This window comes from Caballeronia catudaia, assembly GCF_001544755.2.
Lineage (GTDB): Bacteria > Pseudomonadota > Gammaproteobacteria > Burkholderiales > Burkholderiaceae > Caballeronia > Caballeronia catudaia.
Genome location: NZ_FCOF02000011.1, coordinates 135,292 through 152,844, shown reverse-complemented (window position 1 = coordinate 152,844; position 17,553 = coordinate 135,292). Strand labels below are relative to the sequence as shown.

At 63.0% G+C, this 17,553-nt stretch carries 18 protein-coding genes; 4 read left to right on the top strand and 14 right to left on the bottom strand.

Translation table 11 applies throughout. The features are described from left to right. Positions 1-375: 375 nt before the first annotated feature. The 3 genes from AWB75_RS14965 to AWB75_RS14955 are packed head-to-tail and all read left to right on the top strand — an operon-like array spanning position 376 to position 1,993. On the top strand, positions 376-951 hold the full coding sequence (locus AWB75_RS14965) for a PAAR domain-containing protein (RefSeq protein WP_061124856.1): 576 nt from the start codon (positions 376-378) through the stop codon (positions 949-951). Between the two features lie 5 nt (positions 952-956). Then, a complete protein-coding gene (locus AWB75_RS14960; protein ID WP_061124903.1) occupies positions 957-1,682 on the top strand; it encodes a peptidoglycan recognition protein family protein in 726 nt (241 codons plus the stop codon). Beyond that, on the top strand, positions 1,679-1,993 hold the full coding sequence (locus AWB75_RS14955) for a hypothetical protein (protein WP_061124855.1): 315 nt from the start codon (positions 1,679-1,681) through the stop codon (positions 1,991-1,993). The genes AWB75_RS14960 and AWB75_RS14955 overlap by 4 nt, the downstream gene beginning before the upstream one ends. Before the next feature lie 139 nt (positions 1,994-2,132). Here the strand turns inward: AWB75_RS14955 and AWB75_RS14950 are convergent, their stop codons facing one another. The 9 genes from AWB75_RS14950 to AWB75_RS14910 form a co-directional block, all read right to left on the bottom strand. After that, a complete protein-coding gene (locus tag AWB75_RS14950; RefSeq protein WP_235012108.1) occupies positions 2,133-3,134 on the bottom strand; it encodes a hypothetical protein in 1,002 nt (333 codons plus the stop codon). Between the two features lie 2 nt (positions 3,135-3,136). Next, positions 3,137-3,919: an enoyl-ACP reductase FabI gene (gene fabI, locus AWB75_RS14945; protein ID WP_061124853.1), complete on the bottom strand. Its 783-nt coding sequence runs from the start codon at positions 3,917-3,919 to the stop codon at positions 3,137-3,139. Continuing rightward, positions 3,916-5,118 carry an acetate/propionate family kinase gene (locus AWB75_RS14940; RefSeq protein WP_061124852.1) on the bottom strand — a complete coding sequence of 401 codons (1,203 nt, stop codon included), beginning with the start codon at positions 5,116-5,118 and terminating at the stop codon, positions 3,916-3,918. The genes fabI and AWB75_RS14940 overlap by 4 nt, the downstream gene beginning before the upstream one ends. 3 nt (positions 5,119-5,121) lie before the next feature. Beyond that, positions 5,122-6,060, bottom strand: a complete 939-nt coding sequence (locus tag AWB75_RS14935) for a phosphate acetyltransferase (protein WP_061124851.1) — start codon at positions 6,058-6,060, stop codon at positions 5,122-5,124. Positions 6,061-6,107: 47 nt separating this feature from the next. Continuing rightward, positions 6,108-8,444 carry a DUF3141 domain-containing protein gene (locus AWB75_RS14930; RefSeq protein ID WP_061124850.1) on the bottom strand — a complete coding sequence of 779 codons (2,337 nt, stop codon included), beginning with the start codon at positions 8,442-8,444 and terminating at the stop codon, positions 6,108-6,110. A 152-nt stretch (positions 8,445-8,596) separates the two neighbouring features. Beyond that, positions 8,597-10,318, bottom strand: a complete 1,722-nt coding sequence (locus AWB75_RS14925; protein ID WP_061124849.1) for a SulP family inorganic anion transporter — start codon at positions 10,316-10,318, stop codon at positions 8,597-8,599. Between the two features lie 27 nt (positions 10,319-10,345). After that, positions 10,346-11,179 (bottom strand): polyphosphate kinase 2, encoded by an 834-nt coding sequence (ppk2, locus tag AWB75_RS14920; RefSeq protein ID WP_061124848.1) that lies wholly within the window; start codon positions 11,177-11,179, stop codon positions 10,346-10,348. A 97-nt stretch (positions 11,180-11,276) separates the two neighbouring features. Next, positions 11,277-11,534, bottom strand: coding sequence for an RNA recognition motif domain-containing protein (locus tag AWB75_RS14915; protein ID WP_061124847.1), 258 nt, complete (start codon positions 11,532-11,534; stop codon positions 11,277-11,279). 60 nt (positions 11,535-11,594) lie between these two features. Then, on the bottom strand, positions 11,595-11,807 hold the full coding sequence (locus AWB75_RS14910; protein ID WP_061124846.1) for a DUF2964 family protein: 213 nt from the start codon (positions 11,805-11,807) through the stop codon (positions 11,595-11,597). 196 nt (positions 11,808-12,003) lie between these two features. Here AWB75_RS14910 and AWB75_RS14905 point away from each other — a divergent pair, with 196 nt between their 5' ends. Continuing rightward, positions 12,004-12,978, top strand: coding sequence for a hypothetical protein (locus AWB75_RS14905; protein ID WP_061124845.1), 975 nt, complete (start codon positions 12,004-12,006; stop codon positions 12,976-12,978). 30 nt (positions 12,979-13,008) lie between these two features. On the opposite strand, the gene AWB75_RS14900 is transcribed toward AWB75_RS14905, so the two are convergent. From AWB75_RS14900 to AWB75_RS14880, 5 genes are all read right to left on the bottom strand, one after another. Continuing rightward, positions 13,009-13,530 (bottom strand): hypothetical protein, encoded by a 522-nt coding sequence (locus AWB75_RS14900; RefSeq protein ID WP_061124902.1) that lies wholly within the window; start codon positions 13,528-13,530, stop codon positions 13,009-13,011. A gap of 57 nt (positions 13,531-13,587) precedes the next feature. Further along, positions 13,588-14,013, bottom strand: a complete 426-nt coding sequence (locus AWB75_RS14895; protein WP_087086633.1) for a YMGG-like glycine zipper-containing protein — start codon at positions 14,011-14,013, stop codon at positions 13,588-13,590. Positions 14,014-14,194: 181 nt separating this feature from the next. Further along, positions 14,195-14,866, bottom strand: coding sequence for a VIT1/CCC1 transporter family protein (locus AWB75_RS14890; RefSeq protein WP_061124843.1), 672 nt, complete (start codon positions 14,864-14,866; stop codon positions 14,195-14,197). 12 nt (positions 14,867-14,878) lie between these two features. Continuing rightward, positions 14,879-15,874, bottom strand: a complete 996-nt coding sequence (locus AWB75_RS14885) for a 2-hydroxyacid dehydrogenase (RefSeq protein WP_061124842.1) — start codon at positions 15,872-15,874, stop codon at positions 14,879-14,881. Positions 15,875-15,916: 42 nt separating this feature from the next. Beyond that, complete coding sequence (locus tag AWB75_RS14880) at positions 15,917-17,506, bottom strand: aspartate:alanine exchanger family transporter (RefSeq protein ID WP_061124841.1); 1,590 nt, start codon at positions 17,504-17,506, stop codon at positions 15,917-15,919. Positions 17,507-17,553 lie beyond the last annotated feature (47 nt).

Sequence of the window (17,553 nt, the reverse complement as noted above, 5' to 3'; positions counted from 1 at the left end):
GTTCTTTCGAGTGACGGTATGCGCATGCTTGCTTTGCACTCTTTATCATTCTGTCCACCACTGCCGATAGACAGCCGTCGCGGCTCTCCTTTGACCAAAATCCACACACGTCCCAACGCGTAAGCGATAGCGTTAAGCACGTCAGTGTTGGCGCTCATTCGCTTATGCAAGAACAAATGGCATGCGGGATCACCTGCCTTTCATCTCCCGAAATTTGTGGTTGTGTTAACGGCATACCGTCGCATTTCTCCGATACGTTCGTAAGCTGGCAGCAACCACCTAGTCAAGTGGCGATCTTTTCAAGAGATAGATATATGCCACAAATCAAGTATTGCGAATCAACTAAGCGCGTGAAGGACTTGCCGGGAGATCTGCATGACTGACACACTCGTTGGAAAAGGCGATTGGACCACTACACGAGGGCGCGTCATAGGCGGCTCTTCGTCGTTCTTCGCGGAGAACGGCCAAACGCTCTCACGTCGCAACGACATTGCCACCTGTGGGAACTGTGAAGGCGCTTTCCCCATATTGGGTACTGCCGACACGATCCTCGATGAAGGGCTACCGCTAGCCAGACACCTGGACCGCGTGCTCTGCCCGTGCGGGCAAAATCGCGTGATTTCGGGACATCCTGAATTTTTGATCAGGGAGGGCATAGACAAAGGTACACATACGGCAACAAATGCAGAAGTTTCAATGGCAGCCTTGGACGCTGGCATGGAGGATATTCGTGAGGGTAAGCATACGAGTTGGTTCTATGCGCAGGACAGTGTTACCGGCGAGCCGCTGCGTAACCAAAGTTTCGTCGCTCGCGTAGCTGGAATTAAACAAACCGGCAGAACGGACGGGAGCGGGTACGCTAAGATCGAAACAGACGGGGAGAGTACTATCGATTTGCACGTGGTTTTCTCGTCACCGAAGTGCGAACTCAAACCGGGGACGGGAACGTAGAGTATATGGCCGCAGATTACAACATCGAACATTGGACATCGACTCGTTCGGCGGCGGAAGATAGCAGAGCTAGCGCAATATCTATCTCTGTGAATAATCGAGCCGCAACTCGGCAGGCGATTATCAATCGTGTCCGTCAACGGGGCATGAATTTCGTGGAACGCTCGGATTGGGCTGCGCACGAAAATCGTTCGGCGCGAATGACTAACGATTGGGACTACAGCAAGATTGCGATTCACCATGCGGGGCGACGTTTTTCGTGCGGTCCTGCCGCTCTTCAACTGCAAGAGATTCAAGACATGCAGATGGGCAAGAGTGTTGCGCCGAGTGACGATATCGGATATCACTACGCACTCGATTGTTTTGGCAACATTTTTGAGGGACGAGATATCCGTTTCAAGGGCGAGAACGTGCATAACTACAACACTGGCGTAATTGGCATCGTTCTACTGGAAAACCTAACGGACTCCGAAGAAGGGAGCGATCGCGTCGCAAAAGTTCGAAAATTTCTGAACACAATTGGCTTGAACGAGCGTCCCCAAGTACCCGATAAGCAGAAGCAATCCGCTCATCGATTCATCGACATTCTGCTGGAGTTTTTTTACATCAACACGCTTGGCGGCCATCGCGAATTTCCTGGGCAACCAGGAGAGGGGAAGATTTGTCCAGGTAACGTGGGCCTGTCGCTCGTTACAGAGCTTCGAAGATCGAAAGGACTGAGCGCGCCGTGAGAGGAACGAAAAGTTATCTGGGGCTAGTCCTGGGCGTCTGCGTCGTCATTACAGCGATCCTGTATACGGGCTATGTAAAGTCGTATCTTGACGAAGGTGTGCAGACGACTTTCTTTTTCAAGCAATATCCGACCTTGCAAATGGAGTTCCACGACCCTTTTGCTAGCGAAGGCGATGACGTGCCAATCGATCAATTGCGCCGTGCTGATCGCGCCGCTTTTGCCGACTATTGCAAATATCGGTTCGGCGTCGTCGGTAACAGCACTCAATCGCTGGATAAATGTAAAAAAGGAATCCCTGCTTATTTGTAGAACCGTACGATCCTGACTTTGAGCGACTAAATCTCTGCCTCACAGGATGCAATTCCGGCGTTGCTCGCGCCCGCGAGGCGCCGCGAGCAACTCTTGAACAGCCGCTTCTTGGCCGTTCCTTTCGCCTGCGAACAGCCCCCTACAACACCAGCCGCTCCGCCTCCTCAAACCTCGCCCCACCCTTGGGCACATCCCTCCGCGCGATCCGCACTATCTCCACAGCGCGCGTCTGCGGCGGCTGCGTCGGCAGATGCGCAAGATGAATCGCGATCTCCGCGTGCGGCTCATCACAGCGCCTTTCCATCAGCAGGTTCATGTGATTCAGGCGCAGCGTGCGCTCGGTGACGGAAATCAGCTTGGCCGGCTCGTCGAGCAATTCGACGATCGTCTGAAGCTGCGTCTCGATGGAATCGGCGAGCGAGCCGAGCGCCGAAAGCCTGGCCTCGTTCTCTTCGAAATCGCGCTGCAGCCGCGTGGCGTCGCCGGCGAGATCCGCCGATGCGATCAGGCTGCTCATGCCCGCGCCGCGCCGGCCCAGCATTTGCATGCGCGCGCTCAGCAGCGCGCGATATTCCTGCAGCGCATCGCGCCGCGCTTCCTTTTCCGCGACGCGCGACATCGCTTCCAGCGCGAACTGCTCCACGATCCGCTGCACGAGATCGTGCCTGAGCGCCTCGTCGGTCTCGTTGCAAAAGCGCATGCGCTTGTCGTCGAAGCCGACCGCCGTGCGCGCGACATCCGAGCGCATCGCGCCGCCTTCGAGCGCCGCGACGAGCACCTGCCGCTCGACGAGCGTCGCGCCCAGAACCGCGAACGCGTAGTCCGCGGCGATGTGGTCATCGAACCAGCCGCGCATGTCGTGCGACTCGTCGATCACGCGCGCGATGTCGTCGGGCGTCGCGAACTTGGCACGCAGATATGGATCGTCCGACCATGCGCCGGGCGTCGCATCGCGCGGCGCGGGCAACGCGGCAACCAGCGCGCGCACATGATCAATCGTCTTTCCGATGACAGGCGCAAGACGCGACTCGTACCGGCTCGCGAGGCGCACCTGAGGCGCGACCGAAACGATGCGCCCGAGCGCCTGCCGCACGTCGTCGCGCGTGGCGCTCTCGTCGCGTTTGAAGAGCCAGTTGAACATGTTCATCCCATGATGTGCACGCCGCCATCCACGTACAGCGTTTCACCCGACAGACGGCGCGCGTAAGGCGTCGCCAGAAACGCGCACGTGAATCCGACGTCCATGATGTCGACCAGCTCGCCGAGCGGCGCGCGCTGTGCGGCCTCCGTCAACAGCAGATCGAAGTCCTTGAGCCCCGACGCCGCGCGCGTCTTGAGCGGCCCCGGCGAAATCGCATGCACGCGGATGCCCTGCGGCCCGAGTTCGTAGGCGAGATAGCGCGCGCATGCTTCGAGCGCCGCCTTCACCGGTCCCATCACGTTGTAATTGGCGACGACCTTGTTCGCGCCGTGATAGCTCATCGTGAACATCGTGCCGCCGTCTTTCATGAGCGGCGCCGCGAGCCGCGCCATGCGCACGAACGAATGACAGGAGATGTCCATCGCCTTGGCGAAGCCTTCGGCCGAGCAGTTCAGGAGGCCGCCTTGCAGATCGTCCTTCGGCGCCCACGCGATCGAATGCACGAGGATATCGAGCTCGCCCCACTCGCCGCCGATGCGCCCGAACACGGCGTCGAGTTCATCCTGACGCGAGGCATTCAGCGGCATGAAGATGCGCGCTTCCAGCGCTTGCGCGATTGGCTCGACGTAGGGCCGCGCCTTGTCGTCGGCATAGGTGATGGCGAGATCGGCGCCCAGCTCGCGAAACGCCTTCGCGCAGCCATAGGCGATCGAATGCTCGTTGGCGATGCCGGTGACGAGCGCCTTCGCGCCCTTCAGCACGGGCGCCGGAACATGTTCCATCATGTCGATGCTCCTTCGCGCTTGCCGTCGATGAGCGCGAAGGTATGACGCGCGATCATCAATTCCTCGTTGGTCGGAATCACCCACGCGCTCACCTTGCCCGAGCCCGTGCTGATGCGCGGGCCGCCGCTTTCGTTGGCCTTCCTGTCGAGCTCGATGCCCCACCACGCGGCCTGCTCGCATACGCGCTGACGTATTTCCTTCGAATGCTCGCCGATGCCCGCCGTGAACACGATGGCGTCGAGCCCTTGCAGCGCGGCGCTCATCGAGCCGATCTCGCGGGCGATGCGATACACATAAAGATCGGTGGCGAAGCGCGCGCGTTCGTCGTCGCTCGCGAGCAGCGCGCGCATGTCGCCCGATATGCCCGAGACGCCCAGCAATCCCGAGCTGCGATACAGCAGGTCCTCGATCTCGCGCGCGTTCATGCCGAGCTCGTCGAGCATGTAGAGGATCACGCCCGGATCGAGATTGCCGCAGCGCGTGCCCATCATGAGGCCGTCGACAGCGGTGAAGCCCATCGTGCTCGCGACGCTCTTGCCCGCATGGATCGCGCACAGGCTCGCGCCGTTGCCCAGATGCGCGACGACGGTGCGCCCGCGCGCGGCATCGGGTGCGATATCCGGCAACGCGCTCGCGATGTATTCATAGGACAGCCCATGAAAGCCGTAGCGCCGCACTCCGTTCTTCGTGATCGACTCGGGCAGCGCGAACGCCTGCGCGAGCGGCGCTTGCGTCGCGTGAAACGCCGTGTCGAAACAGGCGACCTGCGGCAGGTCCGGATTGCGCTCGGCGACGATGCGTATCGGCTTGAGATTGTGCGGCTGATGCAGCGGCGCAAGCGGCGTGAGCTTATCGAGCTCGTCGAGCACTTCGGGGTTTGTCAGCACCGGCTTCGTGAACTGTGCGCCGCCATGCACGACGCGATGCCCCACGCCGATCAGACGATGCCCCGCGCCATGCCCGCGCAAAAAAGCGCCGAGATACGCGATCGCATCGGCGTGTTCGAGCCTCTCGCCATCGCCCCATTTGTGTTCGCCGGTCTTCTCGCCCTTCGCATCGAACGCGACGAAATGCGGCGAGCTGAAAAGCCCTTCCACCTGCCCGCGCGTGACGAGCTCGAGTTCGCCGCCCTTCACATCGAACGCGCTGAACTTGATGCTCGACGAACCCGCGTTGAGAACCAGGATCACATCGGCCATTGCTCACCCCATCACTTGCGATTGTTCGCGCCGCTTCGACGCAAAGAGCACGGCAATCGCGCACGACGCGAGCCGCGATTGCAGCGAATCGGCGCGGCTCGTCAGAATGATCGGCACGCGCGCGCCGAGCACGATGCCCGCCGCGTCCGCGCCGGCGAGAAACGACAGGCTCTTCGCGAGCATGTTGCCCGCTTCGAGATCCGGCACGATCAGCACGTTCGCTCGGCCCGCGACGGGCGAATCGATCTTCTTCGTCTGCGCCGCTTCGAGATCGATCGCGTTGTCGAGCGCGAGCGGCCCGTCGACGAGCGCGCCCGTGATCTGATGGCGATCCACCATCTTGCAGAGCGCGGCGGCTTCCAGCGTAGACGGCACGTTCGGGTTCACCGTTTCCATCGCGGAAAGAATCGCGACGCGCACCGCTTCGAAGCCCAGCGCGTGACCGAGCTCGATGGCGTTCTGCACGATGTCGACTTTGTCGGCGAGCGTCGGCGCGATGTTGATGGCCGCGTCGCTGATGATGAGCACGTTCTCGTGCCGGGGCACGTCCATGATGAAGCAGTGCGATACGCGCCTCGCGGTGCGCAGGCCGCCATCGCGCTTGACGACCGCAGCCATCAGTTCGTCGGTGTGCAGGCTGCCTTTCATGAGCGCTTCGGCCTTCGCTTCGCGCACCAGCTCCACCGCCTTCGCCGCGGCCGCGTGACTGTGCGGCGCATCGACGATCGGCAGGCCCGCGATATTGAGCCCGCATTCCTCGGCGACTTCACGAATGCGCTCGCGCGGCCCGACGAGATGCGGCGCGATCAGACCCATCTCGTTCGCCTTCACAGCGCTTTCCAGCGATGTCCGGTCGCACGGATGCGCGACGGCCGTCGCGAGCGGCGGCAGCGTCCGGCAAATCTCGATGAGCTTGTCGTACTTCTCGTGCTTGTGTTCCATTTCGCCTCCCGAGGAAACGTGAGAACGTGCGATGAGTCACCGACGCGTCAGTGCGCGGTTGCGGAACGTCGCGGCGCACGCGCGGGTTTGAGGGGCAGCGCCGCGCGGATGCGGGCGAGCATGTCGTGCTGCGCGGCCGTCGGCTCGTAGCCTTGCAGCCGGCTATCGTCGCGCAGCTTGTCCATCAGCGTGAGGAGCTTCTTGCGGTCCTCGTTGTCGTCGAGCAGTTCGGGCAAGGTCGAAAGCGCCTGCTCAGGCTCGTAGCGCACCATGATCTCCTGCTCGCCGCGGATGCGCCGCCATTCATCGCGCGGCATCTGCGGCAGATAGTCCGCGTAGTCGGCGATCAGTTCCTGACGCAGCACCATGCGCGCGAGCGGCAGCGGCTCGTCGTGATGGACCAGCAGACACGCGACGCGCGCGACCGCTTCCGCATAGCCGCCGTGCGCGATCGATGCCAGCGCTTCCTGCACGAATGGCAGTTCGCGCGGATCGGTCGTCTTGCGCTCCTGTGCCTGATGCTCCTGCGCCTGATGCACCGAGAACATGTTGCCGTACACCGAGAAGAACATCGCTTCGGTCGCCGCATCGCGCATCGCGCGATAGAAGTCGAGGCTCGCGCTGATCATGTCCGAGCCGCAATGCTCCGCGCGGCGCAGCACATCGCGCTCAGTACGTTCGGCATTGGGCTTGCGCGCGGCCTTCACCGCTTCGGCCGTTGGACCGAGCCACGTGAGCCACGGATTCAGATCGGAGAACATCCAGCGTTGCGCGCGCAAGGGATGAAACGCGCGCAGCAGGGTCGCGGTCGCGTCGTTCGCCATCGCCTGCACGAACGGCTGCGCGAACAGCTCATACGCACGCTGATTGAAGTCCGATACCTGTTTCACCGCATGAAACGGCAGCTCGTCGGCGCGCTCGAAACGATTGAAGCGCGCCGTCACCTCTTCGAGACGGCGTTCGTGGAAGCTCACGTCGTACTCCGTCTTGCCATCGGCGCCCTTGCGCTCGGCGATCTCCATGCCATAGAGTCCCGGCGGAAACGATTCGATCGCCTCCAGCACCGATGCGATCTGCGTGTACTCCTTCTTCGCGACCTTGCCGCTCACGAAGATGCCCAGATGCCCGATGTTCTTATGCATCAACCCGACGATCACCTGGCCGCGCGACTTGATCTCGTCGGTGCTGCCGTAGATATCCGCGACCCAGTTGAACGCCTGTTGCGGCGGCGTGATGTTGTCGCCCATCGACGCGAACAGAATGATCGGCGACTTGATCGCGCGAAGATCGAACGACGCACCCGATACGCCGCGCGTTTCGCCCGACCATAGCGTGTTGCCGACGAAGAGATTGCGCGTGATCCATTCGATCTCTTCACGGTTCATCAGGTAATAGCCGCCCCACCAGCGTTCGAAGTCGAGAAAGCGCGGCGGCTCGGTGTCGATCTTGTCGAACAGCGTGTAGTACTTGTCCCAGAGGCTGTTGGCGGGATTCAGGTTCTCGAAGTTCTCGACGAGATACGCGCCGTCGAACTTGCCGTTGCCGAGATCGGCCGTCAGCGAGGCGAGCCACGTGCCGCCCAGCATGCCGCCCGAATAGCGCATCGGGTTGTCGCCCTCGCCTTCGCTCCACGCGCCGCTCCAGTACGACATCGGCGCGCCGTTGATGACGAGCGGCCCGGTGTCGTCGGGCTGCGAGCTCGCGAGCATCATCGCGGCCCAGCCGCCCTGGCAATTGCCGACGATCGCGGGCTTCGGGCTGTCGGGATGCAGCTCGCGCACGTGCTTCACGAACCGCTGCTCGGCCGCGCAGACATCGAGCATCGTCTGGCCCGGCTGCGGGTCGCGGAAGAACGTGACGAAGTACACCGGATGGCCCGCGCGCAACGCGACGCCCACTTGCGAATCGTCCTTGAAACCGCCGATGCCGGGACCGTGCCCCGCGCGCGGATCGATGATGAGATACGGCCGCTTGAGCGGATCGACGACGACGCCTTCGGGCGGCACGATGCGCAACAGCGCATAGTTGACGGGCCGCGCGAACGTGCGCCCGTCGATCAGCATTTCATGCGCGAAATGCAGCACGGGTTCGAGCCCGCGCCTCGTCTGCTCGATGAAGTTGTTGCCGCGCTGACGCAGCGTGTCCCAGAAGAGCACGGAGCGCTGCAGGATATCGACCGCGTAGGCATAGCCATTGAACTGGCCCACGCCGCCCGCGCCCGCACCGCTGAAACGATCCGCGCCGCCGTTGCCGAAGAGGCGCACGCCCGCATCGCGCGCGCGCTCGCTGAATTGCTGCTGCGCCGTTTCCGCGCGCTTCTGAAACACGCGGGACACCTTGTCCGCGATCTGCGTGCTTCGAGCCAGTTGATCTGCAACCGTCATGACGTGACCTCCGCGACGAAAACGTGCATGGGATGACGCTGATAGCCGATGTTTCGAACCTGGTCTGACGAGCGTCTCTGGACAGATGATCTGGATAACATCATCCAAATATAAGCGCAATCTGCGACAGCGAAGTGGCAAAAAAAGGCGACTCAATGACGCGCTGAATCGTCGTCGGTGTCGTCGGTGCGGTTGGCATCGACGTCGGGCGAAACAATCTCCCGATACTTTTCCACCACATGTTCCAGGTTGTAGAACATGCGCGCTTCGCCGAGCGCCTGGCCGAACGGCGCGCGCCGGACCGCATCGAGCACGCCGGGATTCAGGCCCGCGAGCCAGAGGGTCGTGCCGTTCGCGGCGAGGCGCGCATCGGCTTCGCTCAGCATCTTGAGCGCGGTGTATTCGACATCGAATACGCGGCTGAGATCCAGCACGACGATCCTTGCATTCGAATCGCGCACCAGCGGCCGGATTTTTTCGGCGACGTGTTGCGCATTCGCGAAGAATATCCGTCCTTCGGGACGCAACAGCAACAGTCCGGGAAACGCCTCGTCTTCGGGATGCCGCCGCGAATCGCGCCGAAAGACATTCGTGCCCGGTATGCGCTTAAGGGCGTACACGGGCGGATTCGACACCTGATGCGCGAGCGCGAACAGCGACACGACGATCGCGACGAGAATGCCCTCCAGCGTGCCCAGCAGCACGACGCCCGCGCATGCGGTCAGCGCCCACACGAATTCGGTACGGCGAATCTTCAGGATGGCGCGGAACTCGGCGGGACTGAACAGCCCGATCGAATAGAACACGACGACGGCGGCGAGCGTCGCGTGCGGCATCAGCGCCATCAGCGGCGCGAACAGCAGCATCACCGCGAGCGCGATCAGCGCGGTCACGAGTCCCGCGAGCTGCGAGCGCGCGCCCGCTTGCCGGTTGACGGCCGTCTGGCTCGTTCCGCCGCCCGCCGTCATCGCGCCCAAAAACGCGCCGCCCGCGTTCGCGAAGCCGGTCGCGAGCAGTTCGCGGTTCGCATCGGGCGCGGGCTCGTCGTTGCGCGCGAACGCACGCGCGGCCGCGATGCTTTCGGTGAAGCTCATCAGCGCGATGCCCATTGCATCGGGCCACAGTTTCAGCGCGAGCGACACATCGGGCAGGGTCCATGACGGCAATCCGGCGGGCACCGCGCCGACCGTTTCGACGCCATGCGCGCGCAGGCCGAATGCGGCCACCGCGACGATCGCCGCCGCGACGACGAACAACGGCGCCGGCGCGCGCGGCGTGAAGCGTTCGAGCAGCACGAGCGCAACGAGCGTGAGCGCCGCGAGCGCGAGCGTGCTCATGGAAAGATGCGGCAAGCCGGCGAAAAACGCGCCGACGTTGTGCACGAACGACCCTTTCGGATAGTGCAAGCCGAAGAGCTTCGGCAACTGATCCATGACGATGACGATCGCCACGCCCGCCTTGAAGCCGACGAGCACCGGCTCCGATATGAAGTTCGCGACGAAGCCGAGCCGCAGCACCGCCGCCGCGACGAGCATCGCGCCGACGAGCAGCGTCAGGGTCGCATTGGCGGCGGCGAGCGCGTGCGGGTCGCCGTTCGCGACGACGTTGCCGAGCGCGTTGGCGGCGAGAATCGCGAGCGTGGTCGTCGTGCTGACGGAGAGCACGCGCGACGAACCGATGAACGCGTAGACGATCATCGGCACGCATGCGGTATAGAGGCCGACCTGAACCGGCAGGCCCGCGATGGTCGCGTAAGCGAGCGCCTTCGGTATGACGACGGCCGCGGTTGTCAGACCGGCGACGGTATCGGCGCGCGCCCACTGTTTCTGGTAGTGAAACAGCCAGTCGGGAACGATGGGCGCGCGGTCCGACATGATGACGATGCCGCGCGCCGATGGCGCTCAGAAGCGCTCGGGCACGTAGCGCAGCGGCCGGTCGCTCTCGCGATAGTTGTCCGGCTTTTGGCGCTTGGGCAGCTTCACCTTCTCGCGCGGCACTTCCTTGTACGGAATGCTTTTCAGAAAGTGGCTGATGAGGTTCAGACGCGCGCGGCGCTTGTCGTCGGAACGCACGACGTACCACGGCGCCTCGTCCGTATCGGTCGCTTCGAACATCTCGTCGCGGGCGCGCGAATAGTCGTACCAGCGGTTATACGAGCGCACGTCCATCGGCGAAAGCTTCCAGATCTTGCGCCCGTCGTGGATGCGTTCCTCGAGACGCCGCGTCTGCTCGTCCTGGCCGACTTCGAGCCAGTATTTCAGAAGGATGACGCCCGAATGGATGATGGCGCGCTCGACGAGCGGCACGCCTGTCAGGAAATCGGTGGCCTGCTGGTCGGTGCAAAAGCCCATCACCCGCTCGACGCCCGCGCGGTTGTACCAGCTCCGGTCGAAGATCGTGATTTCGCCCGCCGCGGGCAGATGCGGCAGATAGCGCTGCACGTACATCTGCGTCTTTTCGCGCTCGGTCGGCGCGGGCAGCGCGACCACGCGGAAGACGCGCGGACTCACGCGCTCGGTGAGCGCCTTGATGGTGCCGCCCTTGCCCGCGCCGTCGCGTCCTTCGAAGACGACGCAAATCTTCGCACCCGTATGCACCGCCCATTCCTGCAGCTTCACGAGCTCGACATGCAGGCGCGCGAGTTCCTTTTCATACTGCTTCCGGCTCAGGCGCGCATGCCCGCCCGCGCCCTCGCGCTCCCCTTTCGACTCGTTGACGGTCTTTTCATCCTTCATTGCTGTGTTCCCATGATATTCATTCGATACAGCCGCGCGCGGCCACGCCGATGCCGCCATCGCGGCGATGCGCGCGGTCCCACACATGACGTCGCCGTCAAGTTTCGTTGCGTTCGGGCATGACCTGCACCATGAGCGTGCGATCCTTCCAGAACATGTTGTGAATGCGCGGCTGGAACGTGCGCAGCACGTGCGGCTCGATCGAATCGAAACTCACGACGGCGGCCGGATGCTCGCCGGTGCCCGTGACGCGCTGAATCGAATCGAACGGTGGGAAGCCGTAGCGGCAGAGAAAGTCCTTGATTTCGTCGTCGGTCGTCGACTCGTCGACATTGCCCAGCCAGAGGTCGCCCATTGCGAAATTCTCCATTGATTAGTCGTTCGGTATTCTAACGGTAACGCACGGACGGTCGATTCATGCCGATCCGTCGCGCTTTCCCGAGCGGCGTTGCGCGAGCGGATTCAACGCGACGACGAATGTCACGATGCCGATGCCGAGCGCCCACATGCCGTAGCGGAATTCCGGCCTCACGTCGTACAGAAGGCCGTGAATCGTGAAGTACAGCCCGGCAAGCCAGATGAACACGCCGATCGAGGCAACCACCATGCGCGGCTCGTTCAGTTTCATCGGGATCTCCCGGACGCGTTGCGCGAGATAGCTTCAGTTTAGGAAATCCTGAACGGTCGTGTAAATAGATTCGAAGCAACGCACTTGGCTTGCAGCAATCCGTCACCTACATTTCCTGCGTAGTGGCGGAACAGCCAAGGCAACGTACGCGATGTAACGACCAACCAGCCGCACAACGTTCAAGCGAACGCCGCACATGCGAAAGCCGTTCCTCTCCCCGAGCCGGTCGCGTATCTTTCCGGCGCTCGCGTTCCTGCTCGCCGCCGCGCCCGGCTTCGCGCAGGCGCAGGCCGCGCCGGATCGCGCCGTCGTCGGCACCAATGTCAAGAACTACGCGAACGCCGTGCTCGCGATCATGTCGTACACCGCGGTGCCGGACGTCACGACGAGTTCGCTCTCCATCAACAGCGGCACGAGCGGCAACCCCGGCTTCGGCCAGACGCAGCTCGGCGGCGGCTTCACGCTCAGCCGGTCATTTCCGCTCTATCTCGAAGGCACGCTCGCATACAGCCGCTACGATCCGACCTTCATCGCCACCGACGGCAATCAGGAGCGCCCCGTGCCCGCGAAATGGAACACGGCGAGCACGACGATCGGCATCGGCTGGGACTTCCCGATCACCGACGAGCTGCGCCTCAGGCCGATCCTCAACGGCATGATCGGACGCGTCGCGAGCGATCTGCGCGTTGCGCAAACGGTTTTCAATCACGTCGCGGACGCCAATCTCCAGTTCCTCGAAGACGGCGCGCTCAACGCGTACGGCGTGGGCGGCTCGCTCATGCTCGATCTGGAGCACTATCGCGAGCACTACGAAATCGATCTCGAACTCCGCGCGACGGACATCTATATCCGCAGCTTCGGCGGATCGTCGGCGGCCGTGCAAGGCTCGGCGGCCGCGCAGCAATTCAGCCTGTGGGCGCGCTGGCGTGCGCCGACGGGCCTCGCCGCGCTCGACCGGCCGGTGCGCTACGTGCTGGAAACCGCGTACTCGCACTACTTCGGCGATAGCGCCGGCGTGCTCGGCTTCAACGATCTGACGTCACTCGGCGTGGGGCTCGAGCTGGACAGCAGCAGGTATCCGGTCATCGTCACGCGCACGCGCGCAATGGTGCGTTATGTCTTCGGCCACAACGTGCATGGCGTGTCGTTCGGTTTGGCGGTCAGCTTCTAATGCGCGCCACAGGCGACACAGGGCACGCGCTCAGAAGCGGTTGCGCTGGCTCGGATCGAACTTCGGGTCCGGCTGCTTCTGTGTCTGCCTGAGTACGCCCTGCGAATCAAAATAGAAGTTGAAGATCATGTGGTCGATGTTGTTCTCCATATACCGATACGACCACACCTCACGATCCATCCGCTTGAAATAGGCCGTCTCGAACGGTCTGCCGAACGCGACCATCACGTCGTTGCGCGTCCACTTGTTGACCTCGGCGCGATAGAACTCGTTTTCCTGAAGCACTTGCCGCACACTGACCACCTTGCCCGACGCATCGAGATCGACGGCCATCGTCGTCGATCCCATCGGCTGCGTGGGCCACATCAGACGCTTGCCGCCATTGGGCAGATCGTAGGTTTCCTTCGGCGGCCCGAGCTTCGCGACAATGGCCTGCTGGTCCATGCCGGGTTGCACGCGCTGCTCGGGCTGCGCACAACCAACGAGCGCGAGCATGAGAACGGACGCGAGCGCGCACGCGCCATGCGTCCATGCGAAGGCAAAGCGACTCATGCGCGTCATGATCGCGCTCCTCTTGTTGTTATCGACGCTGCGACGAAGCGGCCGACGCTACTGAATCGAGTAGCCGCGCCCCTGCATGCACGCCGACCACGCGCGGTAGTACGTGGACATCGCGCCCTGGCTCTGTGCCTGCGCGTTGGCCTGCTCCGCGCGCTTGTTCTGCCGCGCGCGCATGCCGCCCGCCATCGTGCCCGCCGCCGCGCCGATGGCCGCGCCCTTGCCCGCATCGCCTGCAATGGCGCCGACCACCGCGCCGCCCGCCGCGCCCCGCGCCGCGCCGCCCACACGCTCGCCGCCGCCGACGGCCGGCCCGCCTTGCGGAGGCGGCGCCGCCGATGCCGTCGCCGGATCGATGCCCGTGTTGCTCTTCGCCCAGCTATAACACGCGCCATCGTCCTTTTGCTGTTGCTGAGCACTTTGCCCTTTCGCCGGATAAGCGATCGGCTTGGTCTGCGCGATGGCGTCGAGCGCCATCACCGTTATCACGATCGCGCAACCAGCACGCACTTTCTTCGCATTCATGGCGACTCCTTGCCTGTACTCAGGCGTTAAGCAGAACATTGATCTCTGGATAATAGTGCCCAAAGCACCGCGCAATGCGTACTTTTACCGCTTCACGACAATTCGGTTTCCGTCGCGATTCCGCGCGTTTTAACTACCCGCCTAAAGCGATGATCGCCATCGTCAGGAGCACGCCCAGCGCCATCATCGAGAGTCCCGCTTTCCCGCCGCTCCAGCCCGCATAGCGGCCCAATGCGAAGCCGCAGACGAACAGCATTGCGAGCGTCAGGATGCGCGAAATCAGCAACGCGGTCGGCACGTGCCTGAAGATGACGAAGGGCGCGGCGACGGGAAACGTCGACAGCACGATGATGATGAAGATGCCGAGCGCCGCGAGAAAGTCATCGCGCATGAAGCGCGCGCGTTCGGGCAGGCTCTCGTCAGCAGCAACGCGCTTGCGTATGGCTTCGAGATCGGCGTCGGAGATGAACGGGTCGAGCGCCGCCGATACGCGCTCGCGCAATGCGCGCACGCCCGCCGCCGCATCGCGCTCGCGGTGGATGGCGAGTGCAAGCGCGTGCCTGCGCGAGCGATCCGCGATCGTGCGCACGAGATACATGACGGCGTCGGCGAGACCCCATGCGAGGTTGCAGCCGAGCGCCGTATACAGCATCTTGCGTCCAGCATCCTCGCCGCTGGTCGCCGCCGATACGGTGCCGACGAACGTCAGCGCCATGAAGAGGCCGAAGCACATCTCCGACACGCGATCGACGGTGTCGAGGACACGCTTTCGAGGACGCTCTTCCAGCGAATTCTCCGCGAGCATAGGCGCGCGCCGCTATCCGGCCTTCACCTCGTTTTCCAAGGGCTTGCCATGCTCGAACGCCGTAACGCTCTGCAACGTGGTTTCGCAGATCGTCGTCAGCGCTTCGCGCGTCAGATACGCCTGATGCCCCGTCACGATGACATTTGGGAACGACACGAGCCGCTGAAAGATATCGTCGGTGATGATCTCGCTGGAGAGATCGCGGAAGAAGAGATCCGCTTCCTGTTCATAGACATCGATCGCGAGGCCGCCGAGCTGGCCGGTCTTCAGCGCTTCGATTACGGCTTCCGTATCTATCAGCGCGCCGCGGCTCGTGTTGATGAGCAATGCGCCGGGCTTCGCGCGCTTCAGCATTTCGCGGTTGATGATGTGATGCGTCTGCGGCGTCAGCGGACAGAACAACGCGATGATGTCCGCCTTTTCGCCGATCTCGCCCGGCGTCGCGTAACGCAGCCCGAGCGCTTCGAATTGCTTCGACGGATAAGGATCGTGGCCAATCACGTTGCAGCCGAAGCCCTGCATGATCTTCGCGAAGACGCAGCCGATCTTGCCGGTGCCGACGACCGCGACCGTCTTGCCGCACAGATCGAAACCGATCAGGCCATCGAGCGAAAAGTTCGAATCGCGCGTGCGGTTGTAGGCGCGATGCACCTTGCGGTTGATCGCGAGCAGCAGCGCGACCGCATGCTCCGCCACCGAGTTCGGCGAGTAATTCACGACGCGCACCACCCTGATGCCGAGCTTTCCCGCCGCGGCGAGATCGACGTTATTGAATCCCGTGCAACGCAGCGCGACGAGACGCGTGCCGCCTTCGTGCAGCGCTTCGAGCACTTCGGCGTCGGCCTTGTCATTGACAAAGATGCACACCGCGCCGTAGCCCGCCGCGAGTCCGACCGTGTCCATGTCCAGCGACATGTCGTGGTACTTGAGCTTGTGCTGCTCGGTCTTGTTCGCTTCGTCGAGATACTGGCGCTCGTAAGGCGTCGAGCTGTAGATCGCCACTTCCATGATGGGCTCCTTACTTGTGTTCAGGCATGGTGGGGCAAAAACCTAACCCGCGGCAAGCGATATGGCGATCTGCACGAAGAGCACTTTGACGATGGTCATCGACGGGAAAATCATCGCGTACATGATGTCCGGCTGATCCGTCGGCGCGATGCGATTGGCGAACGCGAGGATCGCCGGATTGCCGGTCGCGCCGCAGATCACGCCGACCGAGGTATCGAAGGGCAGCCTGAAAATCCACAGGCAGCACACGGCCGTGACGCCCACCAGAATCAGCAGCGTGACGGCGCCGTAGAGCAGCAGCAGCGGCCCGGCGGTGCCGACCGTCGCGACGAACTTCGGCCCGCATGAAATGCCCACTTGCGCGAGAAAGATCGTGAGGCCGAGATTGCGCAGCACGAGATTCGCCGAGAGCGGCATCACCCAGACGAACGGCCCGTTGCGCCGCGCCTTGCCCAGACAGAGCGCGACCAGCAGCAATGCGGCGAGTCCGAGACTGAACGCGCCGAGACCGGGCACCGGCAGCGGAATCGCGCCGACGAGCAAGCCCACCGCCGCGCCTATCCCCAGGCAGATGAAGCTGAGGTCCGCCGTGCCCTTGATCGAATCGCCGAAGAAGGCGCGCATCGTCGCCTGATGCGCGCGATTGACGAGCAGGCCGACGCGGTCGCCCGCCTCGAGGATGAGATCGGGCGTCGAGAGCATGTCGGCGTCGCCGCGGCGCACGTGCGCGATCGCGCAGTTGACGCCATCGGGAAAACGGATGTCGCCGAGCGCCATGCCCACGACCGACGGATTCGACGCGAACACGCGCATGTAGTCGAGGTCTTCGCGATGGCTCGCGATGCGCCCCGGCTGCAATTCGCCGCACAGCGCGGTTGCTTCGTCGAGCAGGCTCCGGTCGGTCGCGGTGGCGAGCAGCACGTCGCCGGCGCGCAGCGTGAAATCGGCGGTGGGCAACTGATTGTGATGCGCGCGGCGCACCGCGGCGATCACCACGCCCGAGGGCAGGCGGCTCGCGAGCTGCGATATGTTCAGGCCGAACAGATTTTCGTTTTTGAGCGCGATCTCAGCCGTTTCCAGCACCTTTGCGGCGGGCTTCTGGATCTTTACCTTGAGCGCAACGTTCAGCACATACAGGAACAGAATCGGCCCGGCGACGCCGAACGGATACGCGACGCTATAGGCCACCGCGGCATCGTTGTTTTTCATCGATGCAATCGCGACCTGCAGGCTCGCCGTGCTGGTGCCGCTGCCCGCGAACATGCCGAGCGCATCGGCGAGTTTGATGCCGAGCGGAATGAAGCCCACCGACACGAGACCCGCGACGATCACGCCGATGCACGCCGCCACGTTCGCTTTCACGCCTTCGCGGCTCGTGAGCCCGTGGAAGAACTGCGCGCCGTACTGAATGCCGATGCCATACAGAAACAGCAACAATCCGAGTGTGCCCAGCAGCGCGGGCGGCGAAGACTTCGGCGCGAAGGCGCCAATGGCGAGCCCGACGAACAGCACCGCGCCGGAGCCGAGCGCCACGCCTTTGATATTGATTTCGCCGATGAGATAACCCAGCGCGATCGTCAGAAAGAGTGCGAACAGCGACTGATTCTCGAGGAAAGTTCTGACTGCATCCATGCCGCCTCCTGTGGGTGGACGATGCTGCGCAGCAGTACACGAACATT

What these genes read in the sequence shown, in the direction of transcription:
- AWB75_RS14965 (WP_061124856.1), top strand. Translation starts at nt 376, where the DNA reads ATGACTGACACACTCGTTGGAAAAGGCGATTGGACCACTACACGAGGG.
- AWB75_RS14960 (WP_061124903.1), top strand. Translation starts at nt 957, where the DNA reads ATGGCCGCAGATTACAACATCGAACATTGGACATCGACTCGTTCGGCG.
- AWB75_RS14950 (WP_235012108.1), bottom strand. Translation starts at nt 3,134, where the DNA reads ATGTTCAACTGGCTCTTCAAACGCGACGAGAGCGCCACGCGCGACGAC.
- fabI (WP_061124853.1), bottom strand. Translation starts at nt 3,919, where the DNA reads ATGATGGAACATGTTCCGGCGCCCGTGCTGAAGGGCGCGAAGGCGCTC.
- AWB75_RS14940 (WP_061124852.1), bottom strand. Translation starts at nt 5,118, where the DNA reads ATGGCCGATGTGATCCTGGTTCTCAACGCGGGTTCGTCGAGCATCAAG.
- AWB75_RS14935 (WP_061124851.1), bottom strand. Translation starts at nt 6,060, where the DNA reads ATGGAACACAAGCACGAGAAGTACGACAAGCTCATCGAGATTTGCCGG.
- AWB75_RS14930 (WP_061124850.1), bottom strand. Translation starts at nt 8,444, where the DNA reads ATGACGGTTGCAGATCAACTGGCTCGAAGCACGCAGATCGCGGACAAG.
- AWB75_RS14925 (WP_061124849.1), bottom strand. Translation starts at nt 10,318, where the DNA reads ATGTCGGACCGCGCGCCCATCGTTCCCGACTGGCTGTTTCACTACCAG.
- ppk2 (WP_061124848.1), bottom strand. Translation starts at nt 11,179, where the DNA reads ATGAAGGATGAAAAGACCGTCAACGAGTCGAAAGGGGAGCGCGAGGGC.
- AWB75_RS14915 (WP_061124847.1), bottom strand. Translation starts at nt 11,534, where the DNA reads ATGGGCGACCTCTGGCTGGGCAATGTCGACGAGTCGACGACCGACGAC.
- AWB75_RS14910 (WP_061124846.1), bottom strand. Translation starts at nt 11,807, where the DNA reads ATGAAACTGAACGAGCCGCGCATGGTGGTTGCCTCGATCGGCGTGTTC.
- AWB75_RS14905 (WP_061124845.1), top strand. Translation starts at nt 12,004, where the DNA reads ATGCGAAAGCCGTTCCTCTCCCCGAGCCGGTCGCGTATCTTTCCGGCG.
- AWB75_RS14900 (WP_061124902.1), bottom strand. Translation starts at nt 13,530, where the DNA reads ATGAGTCGCTTTGCCTTCGCATGGACGCATGGCGCGTGCGCGCTCGCG.
- AWB75_RS14895 (WP_087086633.1), bottom strand. Translation starts at nt 14,013, where the DNA reads ATGGCGCTCGACGCCATCGCGCAGACCAAGCCGATCGCTTATCCGGCG.
- AWB75_RS14890 (WP_061124843.1), bottom strand. Translation starts at nt 14,866, where the DNA reads ATGCTCGCGGAGAATTCGCTGGAAGAGCGTCCTCGAAAGCGTGTCCTC.
- AWB75_RS14885 (WP_061124842.1), bottom strand. Translation starts at nt 15,874, where the DNA reads ATGGAAGTGGCGATCTACAGCTCGACGCCTTACGAGCGCCAGTATCTC.
- AWB75_RS14880 (WP_061124841.1), bottom strand. Translation starts at nt 17,506, where the DNA reads ATGGATGCAGTCAGAACTTTCCTCGAGAATCAGTCGCTGTTCGCACTC.